The organism is Candidatus Cloacimonadota bacterium (assembly GCA_021734245.1).
Classification (GTDB): domain Bacteria; phylum Cloacimonadota; class Cloacimonadia; order Cloacimonadales; family TCS61; genus B137-G9.
In genome coordinates this window covers 1-10,855 of sequence record JAIPJH010000103.1, presented here as the reverse complement: position 1 = coordinate 10,855, position 10,855 = coordinate 1, and the positions used below count along the sequence as shown (strand labels likewise).

The window sequence follows — 10,855 nt, the reverse complement described above, 5'->3', positions numbered from 1 at the left end:
ATTTGATGGAATTTTATATCAATATTATTTCCACCTGTTTCCAAATATCCGTAACTGTTAGCAAAATTGAATGTTAAATCTATTTCCTGATCTGCTTCGAAAATCGTTTCATCAGCAATTTTCAAATAAGTTACTGATTTCAAACTGAAAATTTTAGAGAAACAATTTTCCTGAATAATCGCACATTTTGCATCACTTTCTATATCGGCACATCGCCAATTGCTTTCTGCTATGATCACCTTTACCAGATCACCCGAATTGAAGTTTTCGATGGTTCTGGCTTCAATTTTACCATTTGAATTAACGGACAGTTCCTTAATTAAAATTTCGGGGTTTTCCGTTTTTTCTGGAATGAAGATGGAAACAAGTTCAGCACTATAATTGGTAGGAAAGTAGATTTGTGCAATATGATGATCATTATCATCTGCAAAAGAATTTAAGCCAATCCTATCTTTTAACGAAATCGGTTTTTCAGAAATTGAGAGAAATTCTGCTCTTAGCTCTGCATCACTTTGCTTCCAGGCTACTTTATTATTTTTTGATTTTGTGAAATCACCTTTTCCATGCCAGGGAATACTGAAACGCTGCTTTTCATCTGATCTCAGTCGATCATAAACTACAAAGAAATCTTCATTTACCAGCCAAACATTCCTGTGAACGTCAGTTTCCTGATAGTTTGTTATCACAGTTGATGAAGTAAGATTCTTCATGCTGAAACTATTTGCAGCCTGGCTTGTAATATCATCTCCCCACACAGGATTCTGATCGGGCCCTGATCCGTTTATAAGTGGAATATTATGAGCACGAGCAGATGTAAACCAATTCCTGTTTTTATCGTTTACACCTTTGGGACCGTATCCACTATCGATAAGAAAATGATGATCATAGGCGAAGCAGGTGAAGGCTGTCGATTCGATATGATCGTGATAAGATATTGAGTTTCGATCCGGTTCTGAAACCAGAGTACCGACTATTTCATCTTTTCCTCGAAAAATAGCATAGCCACCATCAGGATAAAAGTGCTGGTAATCTGGTTTTCTGCTTCGAAGGTTATTTTGATAGGCGCAGAATGCTTCAACCCAGTTTGTGTCAGTTTTTTTGAATCTTGATTTGGTTTTCTGAAATACATATCGCATTTCTCTGCTTTGCGGAGCCAGGCCAATTCCTATGGGAAGATAAAGCAGATTCTCATCAAAAGAGTCATCCACAAGCGGCAAACTGCCATCCGGCATTTCCATATTTAGCAGCCAGTCATTCAATTTTTGAATTCTGGGATTATCAGAAAGATTGTTATTACAAATGTTGGAAATATAGAAAAAGAAAGGGAAGAGGTGATAATTTATGAAACGTGCATAATAGGGTCCTTCCTTGTAAGTTCCATCCTTCATAATATTAGAAAGACCTGTTTGCAATTCAGTTATAGAATTATCGAACCATTTTTTTGCTTTGGGAACATTTAGAACTAAAGTTGCAGCTGCAATATCAGATGAAATTTGGATAATGTGATTATTCTTGGGAATACCCAGGCCAAAAGCAAATTCTTTTGCTTCGATTTTATCTGGAAAATGAAGATAATATTTATGGATCTGAGCAATTTTGTCTGACATTCTTTTTTCAATGTAAGCTTGTTCCTGCCTGTTAAGTTCTGGAAAGATGAGATCGTAGGCAATGGCAAAATTCTTCAATGCTTCTGCCGCTTCCATCCAGTCGCCCCAACCTTCTCCCGGATTTCCTCCTTCTCCAGTTGTTGGCGGTCGAATTTCCGAGATACTTGATAAGGCAAGTCTGGTTTCTTTCAGATAGTTTCTGTTGCCCGATAAAAACCAGGAGAAAGCATTCATTTTGGCAATTCTGCTGCGTTTGATCTCAGATAGAAATGAAGAGCTCGAATCAAAATTATATGAAAGCGCTGTGGTGATGATATTGTCATACCATTCATCATAAGGCTGTTTAAATCTGCGTGATCTTATTTCTTTTATTTGCGCTGAATTGAAAAGCAGACACGGATGAGAAATTTCGGCGGGGAATTTTATTTCTTCTATTGCAATTCGATTCAATGCCATTAGTTGATCTAAAGGTACTTCCCTAAAATTGGCTTTCAAAAGGCCGGATAAAAATTCTGAACCTATCTGTTTAAAAATTGGTTCTTCAGTTGCTGTTAAATTAAAAAAAAATGCTGAAATCAGAATCAGGGTTAATCCGAATTTCAGCTTCTGCGTTTTCAAGATTTTTCAGCTCATAAGGAAGGCAACAACTACTCCCAAAATTGCTCCCCCAAAAACTTCTATAGGAGTGTGACCTAAAAGTTCTTTCAAGTTTTCTTCTATGATGGAATGACCTTCTTTTTTGCGAACATTTTCTACAATTTTATTAAGAACTGCAGCTTGTTTTCCTGCTGCTCTGCGAACACCTGTTGCATCATACATTACCACCACAGCAAAAACTAAACTCAGAATGAATAAGGTGGAATCCAATCCTTCCTTAATTGCAATTGCAGTAGTGAGTGATACAACCGATGAAGTATGAGAACTTGGCATGCTGCCTGTATCTAAAAAACGACGAAAATTTACTTTCTTTTCGGTGAAAAGCGAAATGATAACTTTGAGAGCTTGAGCCGAGAAGAGAGCAACAAAAACAATATCTGCGATTTTATTTCCAAATAATATTCCATTATACATTTACAACTCCAACTAATTTCATTGGCGCAAAGCAATTCAAGCATAGATCAAATGTCAAATGTTTATGATTCTTTGATTACTATTTATTCTGATCCTTCAGCCATTCCAATGCTGCTTTTTGTGCATTTGCAGGCACTTGATGAGCTCCTTCAAACTTCTCCAGATGAACGTTGTAACCTTTCTCGGTTAAATTATTAAAAGCTCCCTCTGCAGATTCCAAAGGAATAACGTTATCATTAATTCCATGTGCAATAAAAATATCCAGATTTTCTTTGGCAAATTTCAAATGAGCTCTTGTTATGTATTCTTCATCGAACCATCCGCCAAATGGTGCAATTCCATCGATGATGTCATAATTCTTGATTCCAGCAATATAACTTAATCCTGCTCCTTGAGAAAATCCCAAAAGATATACTTTTGTAATGTTATATTTATCTTTCATATACTCGATGATATTCCTAATATTTTCAGAATCCAGCAACATGGAATCTTTTCCAAGATCTTCTTTTACATTTGCCATGGCAGTCCAGCTAAAACCAATATCTTTTCCCACCGAAAATGGGTATGGTGCTTCAGGAATAACCACTATCATGTCGTTTTGTTCATCAAAAAGTCTTTTAAAGTTTTCATGATCATCACCAAAGCCATGTAAAGCAACAAGCAGTGGTAAAGGATCATATTTACTGCAATTTTCGGGGAAGCGGATTTTACTGGTGATAAGATATTGCCCTTCCAGGGTAATAGTTTTTTCGTTTCAGGGCTCTTTAGTTCCTTTATCCAATTTCTTAATTAATTTGGAAAAAATTTCAGATTCCCGAACTTTTTCGAAATCAGGATCGTTCTTGATATGTTCAATATTGGTAAAGCCATTATCGTAGGCATATCTTAAATATTTTGTTGCCAGAGAATCGTTTGCCAATAATCCATAACAACAAGCCAGATTGTAGCATACGCTGCCGTTTTTTATATCATATTGCATATATTGAATGTAAAGATCAGCAGCTTTTTGATATTCCCCATCATGATAAGCTTGAGTAGCAACGGCGTTCAAAGAATCTATGTTGATCGTAGTAAAGTCAAAATTTTCTGCTGCTAAAAAAGCTAAGGTAATAATCAATAAGAAGGTAAATAAATATTTCATAATCTCCTCTAATTTTTATTTCTTACAATTATAATTGTTACATCGTCACGAGAACCATTTTCGATAGCAAGTTTATACAGTTTTTTGGTGCATTTATCCAAATCTTCAAAATATTCTTGCATAACATTTTCGATCTGTCCATCGGTAACAACATCGGTAAGACCATCAGAACAGAGTAGAAAACAAAACTCCCTGGGAAGTGCAAGAAAATAGCTATTTATACGAGGATAGCGATTAAGACCGATCGCTTCTGTGAGAAGATGTTTATTCCTGCTTTCGATGATTTCATCTTTGGTGATAATGTTGCGAATGTAATATTCCCAAACTACAGAATGGTCTTCAGTGACCTGGCAAAGTTTATCTTTTTTGTAGCGATAAATTCTACTATCTCCCACGTTGTTCAAATAAGCAAGTTCATCTTTGATAAGCAGGCTTACTACTGTCGTAGCCAATCTTTTTGTTTCTTCCTGCTTGCCCATTTCCAGGATTCGGGAATTTATCTTGATGATCTCATCATTCAACCAGTGGGGAATAGAATCTATCTCTGATTCTGCGTAAAAATCTCTTCCCAGCATTTCACAACAGATACTACTTGCAACATCTCCTGCTGCATATCCACCAACGCCATCTGCTATGGCAAACAACATTCCTTTTTCAGATGTGTTATGTGCTTTGGAAGGAACAAAATATGAATCCTGATTTTTGGAGCGTTTCATACCTTTTTTACATAAAAAAGAATATTCTAAATTCATTTTTTCCTCCTTCTGAATAGTTTTATCCAGATTCTAAATAACCGATCAAAAACATAGCAACTATGAAAAGAACGATTACAATAATGATGATCGATCCTGCAATCGGCATTCGCAACATTGTACCGCAATGTTTACAGCGCTTGGCCTTGGAACCAACCATTTTGCCGCAATTTCGGCATTTTATCAATTTATTCTTCAAATCTAATTCCCCAGCATAGCATCGCGCAGTTTTGGAAGTTCAGTATTATCCGAAAGCCAGATGTTGAAGAGAGCGGTTTTGAATTCCAAGCCTGCAATTGTGCCTTTCAGTTCATGGTTAATGAATAATGATGTTCCTTCACCTGGTAGATAAATAATATCATAAACATCGTCTTCTACAGCATCCTTGTTAAAATAGGAATTGAACGTGTTAATCTCGGTTTGCAGGTTCGATATATCGCTTTTGGCAAAGCCTGTATTCCAGGCTTCGATCAGTTTATCGGGATCAACAGCTTTATAAATGAAATGCATCTTTATCGCCATCGGCTCATCGGCAGCTGCAATCTGTGCTGCATTGCTGTTTTTGGCAGGAAGATAAAGTGCTCCTGCATATACTTTGATAATAAATTTCTTACGTAATCCTGCACCATTTAAAAGTAGCTCAATATCACCTGCTTTCATTGTGTCGGGAAGTATTTTTCTACCAATTTTGAGTGCCCAGATGCAAGTGGAACCAAGCATTACAATCAACAAAATTAAGCTGATTTTTTTCATTTTATTCTCTCCTTTTAGTGTTTTCTAATATTCCATCAAGCCATTCAATTCAGATTCATCGAACCAGGTCATCAAGCCACCCAGCCGGCTGATCTCATCTTCCAATAATTTTTTATGATTTCTTTCGTCAGCAGCAAACTTCTCAAAAAGTTCTTTGTTTTTAAGATTTTCGGCCCCGGAAGCCAGTTCCAAATAGATCTGCTGTGCATCTTCTTCTTTGGATATTGCAAATCTGAGTGCCTTTTCCGGTGATTCCAGATCAATATCATTTTCAACTTTTGGTGTTAAATTTCTGTCGATATTCAATTCCTGCTGAGGGAATTCATTGTTAAAGAGCTCAATAATTTTTTCTTCGTGGATTTTCTCTATTTTTATCAACTTTTCAAAGATATCTTCCGAATCTGTCTTATTCAACGCTTTGGCTAAGGTTTTGTAGAGATTCTGTGCTTTGATTTCTTCTTGAATTACAAGTTGATAAACTTCTTTTCTGCTTTCCATCTTACCTCCCGATCATCTGCACGATAATTTAATTTACAAAGATTGATGGCAAGAATTTTATTATAACTCAAAATTCAACAGCTGTTTGAACGATCAAATTGACAAAATTTTGCGCAATAATTTGTTCGCCTTCATGGAAAAATTTAAAGCAGGAAAGATGATAGTTTACCTGGCAGCGACGTTTGCTTCGCTGTTTTGGGGCTATAGTTATGTCTGGTTCAAGCAGGTTAATGTTGTTTACGGTCCTATCACTATCATTACTTTGCGGCTGGTTGTTGCCACGTTATTTCTTTCTTTCCTGATGAGTTTAGCAAAAAAACATCAGAAAATTCAATCAGGCCATTGGAAGCATTTTTTTCTGCTTGCACTGCTGCAGCCTTTTCTCTATTTCTTTTGTGAAAGTGTAGGTCTTACGATGGTTACAGCAACCACAGCTTCGATCATTGTTTCCACTATTCCAGTATTCACACCGATTTTCACCCATTTTATTTCCCGTGAATATTTTGGTTACTGGGTAGCTTTTGGATTATTACTTTCATTTGTGGGTGTAACGATGGTAGTTCGCAGCGATGGATCGGGAACGAATTCTATTCCGGGAATTATTTTGATGTTCGGAGCTGTTGCTTCAGCGATTGTTTATGGACTTACTCTCAAATCAATTTCGAGTGAATATTCATCATTAACGATCGTGAAATACCAAAATATGATCGGACTTCTCTATTTCATTCCTATCTTTATCTTTGCAGAAGGTAAATATTTTATGACAATACACCACAATGTTGAAGCTATTACAAACATTATAAAACTGGGAACGATGCCTTCAACTTTATCATTTATTTTCATTACTTTTGCTATTCGCCGGATCGGACTGATCAATACGAATATATTTGCTAATCTGATTCCCGTTTTTACGGCTGTGATAGCTTATATAGTTTTGAATGATCCACTTCCATTACTAAAAGTTTTAGGAATTCTGATCGTGATTTGTGGTTTGTTTATTTCCCAAATTCCTCAATATAGAAAATACAGGAAATTGAAAAAAGAGAAGAAATCAATTAAATAGCTTTTCTCAATTTCTGCATCAATTCAAAAATTATCTGTCCGGTAATTCCCCAGATCACTTCATTTTGTACACGGTAAACGTAGATAGGATAAAGTCTTTTTCCCCAGGCTTTTTGGTATTTGTTTGGAATGCCAAGTTCTTCTGCCGGAAAAAGTATCTTTTCATTACCGTAAGAATCGATTTTAAAAGAAAATATCTGAGATCTTGCCTGATAGATTTCCGGTTCATTTTCCAGAAAACATTTTAAGGGAACTGTAAAAGCATATTGCACTTCATGATTTGGCTTCATCGAATCTAAAACTGCAGAATCGATTTCTCCTTTGAAGGAATAAATTATCTTTCCATGCGGAACAACAACCGTTTCGAATGGTTTGTAAACTCTAATGTTTTCTGGTTCAATTCCCAATTCTTCACAGGTTTCTCGAATCGCTGTATCCTGAAAGTTTGTATCATATTCCGCTTCGAATCCTCCTCCGGGAAAGGATATTTCACTTCCTTGTCGAATATGATCAGCGCGTTTTTCAAAGAGAAGTTGATATTCATCATTGATTCTGATAAAAGGTACCAGAACTGCAGAAATTTGAAGGTTTCTGCTACCCATAATTTCCGGTTTAGAAGGAAGATCTTTTACAATTTCATTCAATTCATTTTTCATGTATGATAGAATAATTTCACAGATTAATAAGCCAAGAAATAGTTTTTTATTTGACGAATAATTTTTCATTATCTTTCTCGAAAACGTTAAGCGATCATATTGATCGTATATTGTTTTGAATTTTATTTTAGAAAAAAAAGAAAGTCATCCTGAGTTTATCGAAGGATATGGGAAGATTAATTGATACTTTTTCTTCAACATCGCTCAGTATGACAAAGAGGTATAAATGAAAAGTATATTAATCTTTTGCTCGTTGTTATTTGTTGTTAACTTCTTCCTTCAAGCCGAAATGCTCGATTCACTCAGTGTTTCCGCTTTGGATAGTTGCCTTACATATTTGCATTTAGACCCTTCTGAACTTGGCTTTGAAAAAGCCTGGGTAAAAGATGATACATTCAAATTGAAAGTGATCGATCATCTTCTGGATAATCCGCTGGATTTGCCGGAATACGTGGAAGAAACGGTTAATATTGCAGATGAAAGCTGGGAAGATCCAATCAAATTTCTTGAGTTTGCATCCAAACAGTTAGATGTTGAACTTGGGGATGTGGAAATTGAAAATCCAGGAAATGTATTTGAATTATTGGAAAATGCAATGATCGAAGCAGAAAAATATCGAGAAAAAGCGCTACTTAATCTGGATGAATGGGAATTGCACGATCTGATCATGAGTACTCCCGGTTTGTGGGCAGATGAAAACGATCCTCGAATTGAAGATTTGGCAGGAAGTTGGCAGAGAGAGTTTAATGCAGAAGCCGATACTTCCAGAGTTGTGGATAAAGATGACCTTTTGAACATTATCAAAAAAATAGATCGAACTTCGCTAAATACTGCCGGAATGATCTTTGCCGGAATTATCTGGGAGATTTATCAAAATACAGATTGGGAAAAGGAAGAACTTGTTACTCCCAATCATGTTTTAGCGGGAATGCAGGGAGAAATGCTGGCTCATTGGCACACAGATTTTGGTGATATTATCATCGGTGGAAAAGGCGATAATGTTTATAGTTATGATTATGCTGTAATTATCGATCTGGGCGGAAATGATACTTATCGCTGCCGCGCCGGCGGAGCTTTGGGTGAGCTGGGAAATCCTTTTTCTGCTGTTATCGATTACGGTGGAAATGATGTTTATTTCGAGGGTGAAAAGGCTGTAAATCAGGGAGCTGGATTTTTGGGTTGTGGAATTCTGATAGATGACGAAGGCGACGATATTTACCACGGAGCGGATTATTCTCAGGGAGTTGGTATTTTTGGAACTGGAATTTTATATGATGCTGATGGAAAAGACGATTATCGCTGCGGAGTTTTTGGTGAAGCAGCAGGAAATGTAGGAATCGGTATTTTGATGGATCATGGTGAAGGTGACGACAGGTATTTTGCTAAGATCTGGGCGCAGGGAATGGGTTCGGTTTTTGGTTATGGATTATTGCAGGATAGCGGTGGAGATGACACTTATCGCACCGGAGGTGCCTATTTACATGCTCCTCTTTTACCAGATGATTATCAATCTTTCAGTCACGGATTCGGCATGGGCTGGCGTCCACGAGCAGGTGGTGGAATTGGTGTGCTTTACGATAAAAGTGGAAATGATTTTTACGAAGGCGAAGTTTTCTGCGAAGGTTCGGCTTACTGGTATTCCTTGGGAATGCTGATCGATGGCGGAGGAAATGACAGTTATAATGCAGCTCAATACGGTCAGGGAGCTGGAATTCATCTGGCGGTTGGAGCATTATGGGATCAAGGTGGCGATGATCAATATCACAGCCGGAACGGAGTGATCGGAGGAACTGCTCACGATCTTTCTGTGGGAATGCTGGTTGATGAAACAGGAAATGATTATTACACAGTTTCCGGTGGATATGGAGTAGCTCTCACTAATTCTTTTGCGCTGTTTATCGACAAACTGGGCGATGATATGTATTCCACCTGGGAAGATCACAGTTTCGGCTCGGTGCGCTGGGGAAGAGGTTTTGCCGGTTGCGGTATTTTCCTGGATTTGGAAGGAAGAGACAGATATTCTCGCAATAGCCTGGCAGATAATGGTAAACTCTGGACTTTCAACGATTGGGGCATCGGACTTGATCTGGATCGAAATGTGATTGCCAGCATTAATGAAGAACCGATTGAAGAGATAGTTTTAACAGTGGAAGATTCCTTGAAAACTGCAGAAGAATTATTTACAGAAGCATCCTTGTGGCAGGTTGGTTCGAACCGGCAGAAAGTAGCCAGAGCTATCGAAGCCTATAAAGCCAAAGGAATAAAGGGAGTGGAATACATTTGCGAAAATAAACTGGGAACGGATTCCAGCCTGGAATTACGCCTTATCGATACGATCGTGAAAACTTATCCCGATTCTATTGCACCTCTGCTGCTGGAAAAAATCTATGATGAAAATGAGAGAATTCAAAAAAATGCAATCCGATTTTTGGGAACAACTAAATTCAAAGAAGCTGTAGGACCTTTGATGGAGATGCTTTCCAAAAAAAAATACTTCGATCTGCGACGCTCGATCATCGGAGCTTTGGGCAACATTGGCGATAAAACCGCGACTACAGAGATTATCAAATTTATCGACGATGAAGATGAACTCTGCCGACTGACAGTAGTCGGTGCGATCAGTAAATTGAAAGATGAAACAGCTGTTTCCACACTAATCTCAGCTCTTGATGATGAAATTTTCACAGTCCGTTCAGCAGCCTTGAATTCTTTAAAAAGTTACAAAACTCCAGAAACTGCAAAATTACTTTTAAACCAATACCATAAAACCAAAACCAAATATCCGGAAATAACATTAAAAGCAATTTCCACTTATCTTCGAGTAACTGCCGACAGCACCACTATAGACTATGAAAAGCAGAGATTCGAAATTATGAACCAACTTGAAAAAATGGCGATCAGTGATAATGAACTTATTCGAGCAGAAGCTCTAAGTGCACTTTGGCAGAACGGTGGTGAATTACAGAGAAAATGGGTAGAGATGAAATTGGAAAGTGAGTTCTCTCCCTACGTAAGAGCGATTTTGGAAGAATGCGGCTACGAAGTAAAAGAGAAATAGTCAGAACTACACCGGGGCCTGCGGGAGACAAAGCGGAAAAGCGAGTAAGCGAAGAAGTGTCAAAGTAAAAAGACGAGTACGCATCCCCCGAAAAATATTTATTTTTCAGTAATCAAAGAAAACACAATAATTTCATTTTTTTCAAGCCCATGAATTTTTAACCTGTGAAATCAATTCAATTTCACTGGGTTATTCATGGGAAAAGCAAACAAAGCCTTTTGTAGTAACCATTTCAATGGTTTATCATTTGTGCAAAC

11 protein-coding genes are annotated in these 10,855 nt (G+C 37.4%); 2 read left to right on the top strand and 9 right to left on the bottom strand.

The genetic code is table 11. The features are described 5' to 3' along the window. The 8 genes from K9N40_12005 to K9N40_11970 all read right to left on the bottom strand — a co-directional run. On the bottom strand, positions 1 to 2,063 hold a 2,063-nt coding region (locus K9N40_12005), incomplete at its 3' end, for a heparinase II/III-family protein (GenBank protein MCF7815192.1). A gap of 168 nt (positions 2,064 to 2,231) precedes the next feature. Then, positions 2,232 to 2,678: a divergent PAP2 family protein gene (locus tag K9N40_12000; protein MCF7815191.1), complete on the bottom strand. Its 447-nt coding sequence runs from the start codon at positions 2,676 to 2,678 to the stop codon at positions 2,232 to 2,234. A 79-nt stretch (positions 2,679 to 2,757) separates the two neighbouring features. Continuing rightward, positions 2,758 to 3,420 carry a dienelactone hydrolase family protein gene (locus tag K9N40_11995; GenBank protein ID MCF7815190.1) on the bottom strand — a complete coding sequence of 221 codons (663 nt, stop codon included), beginning with the start codon at positions 3,418 to 3,420 and terminating at the stop codon, positions 2,758 to 2,760. 12 nt (positions 3,421 to 3,432) lie between these two features. Then, on the bottom strand, positions 3,433 to 3,819 hold the full coding sequence (locus tag K9N40_11990) for a hypothetical protein (protein ID MCF7815189.1): 387 nt from the start codon (positions 3,817 to 3,819) through the stop codon (positions 3,433 to 3,435). A gap of 8 nt (positions 3,820 to 3,827) precedes the next feature. Continuing rightward, complete coding sequence (locus K9N40_11985) at positions 3,828 to 4,571, bottom strand: protein phosphatase 2C domain-containing protein (protein MCF7815188.1); 744 nt, start codon at positions 4,569 to 4,571, stop codon at positions 3,828 to 3,830. Between the two features lie 22 nt (positions 4,572 to 4,593). Continuing rightward, positions 4,594 to 4,770, bottom strand: coding sequence for a hypothetical protein (locus tag K9N40_11980; protein MCF7815187.1), 177 nt, complete (start codon positions 4,768 to 4,770; stop codon positions 4,594 to 4,596). Between the two features lie 2 nt (positions 4,771 to 4,772). After that, the gene (locus K9N40_11975; protein MCF7815186.1) at positions 4,773 to 5,324 is read right to left on the bottom strand and encodes a chalcone isomerase family protein; all 552 of its coding nucleotides are present in this window, start codon (positions 5,322 to 5,324) and stop codon (positions 4,773 to 4,775) included. 24 nt (positions 5,325 to 5,348) lie between these two features. Next, complete coding sequence (locus K9N40_11970; GenBank protein ID MCF7815185.1) at positions 5,349 to 5,822, bottom strand: ferritin family protein; 474 nt, start codon at positions 5,820 to 5,822, stop codon at positions 5,349 to 5,351. Positions 5,823 to 5,955: 133 nt separating this feature from the next. Between K9N40_11970 and K9N40_11965 the strand changes: the two genes are divergently transcribed. Then, entirely contained in the window at positions 5,956 to 6,885 is a 930-nt protein-coding gene (locus tag K9N40_11965; GenBank protein ID MCF7815184.1) for a DMT family transporter, read from the top strand. On the opposite strand, the gene K9N40_11960 is transcribed toward K9N40_11965, so the two are convergent. Beyond that, the gene (locus tag K9N40_11960) at positions 6,878 to 7,540 is read right to left on the bottom strand and encodes a CoA pyrophosphatase (GenBank protein ID MCF7815183.1); all 663 of its coding nucleotides are present in this window, start codon (positions 7,538 to 7,540) and stop codon (positions 6,878 to 6,880) included. The genes K9N40_11965 and K9N40_11960 overlap by 8 nt on opposite strands. A 226-nt stretch (positions 7,541 to 7,766) precedes the next feature. Here K9N40_11960 and K9N40_11955 point away from each other — a divergent pair, with 226 nt between their 5' ends. Then, positions 7,767 to 10,598 (top strand): HEAT repeat domain-containing protein, encoded by a 2,832-nt coding sequence (locus K9N40_11955; protein MCF7815182.1) that lies wholly within the window; start codon positions 7,767 to 7,769, stop codon positions 10,596 to 10,598. Positions 10,599 to 10,855: the final 257 nt, after the last annotated feature.

Bases quoted from the DNA above. Each gene is read 5' to 3' on its own strand.
- K9N40_11970 (MCF7815185.1), bottom strand. From the start codon at position 5,822: ATGGAAAGCAGAAAAGAAGTTTATCAACTTGTAATTCAAGAAGAAATC.
- K9N40_11975 (MCF7815186.1), bottom strand. From the start codon at position 5,324: ATGAAAAAAATCAGCTTAATTTTGTTGATTGTAATGCTTGGTTCCACT.
- K9N40_12000 (MCF7815191.1), bottom strand. From the start codon at position 2,678: ATGTATAATGGAATATTATTTGGAAATAAAATCGCAGATATTGTTTTT.
- K9N40_11965 (MCF7815184.1), top strand. From the start codon at position 5,956: ATGGAAAAATTTAAAGCAGGAAAGATGATAGTTTACCTGGCAGCGACG.
- K9N40_11955 (MCF7815182.1), top strand. From the start codon at position 7,767: ATGAAAAGTATATTAATCTTTTGCTCGTTGTTATTTGTTGTTAACTTC.
- K9N40_11990 (MCF7815189.1), bottom strand. From the start codon at position 3,819: ATGAAATATTTATTTACCTTCTTATTGATTATTACCTTAGCTTTTTTA.
- K9N40_11960 (MCF7815183.1), bottom strand. From the start codon at position 7,540: ATGAAAAATGAATTGAATGAAATTGTAAAAGATCTTCCTTCTAAACCG.
- K9N40_11985 (MCF7815188.1), bottom strand. From the start codon at position 4,571: ATGAATTTAGAATATTCTTTTTTATGTAAAAAAGGTATGAAACGCTCC.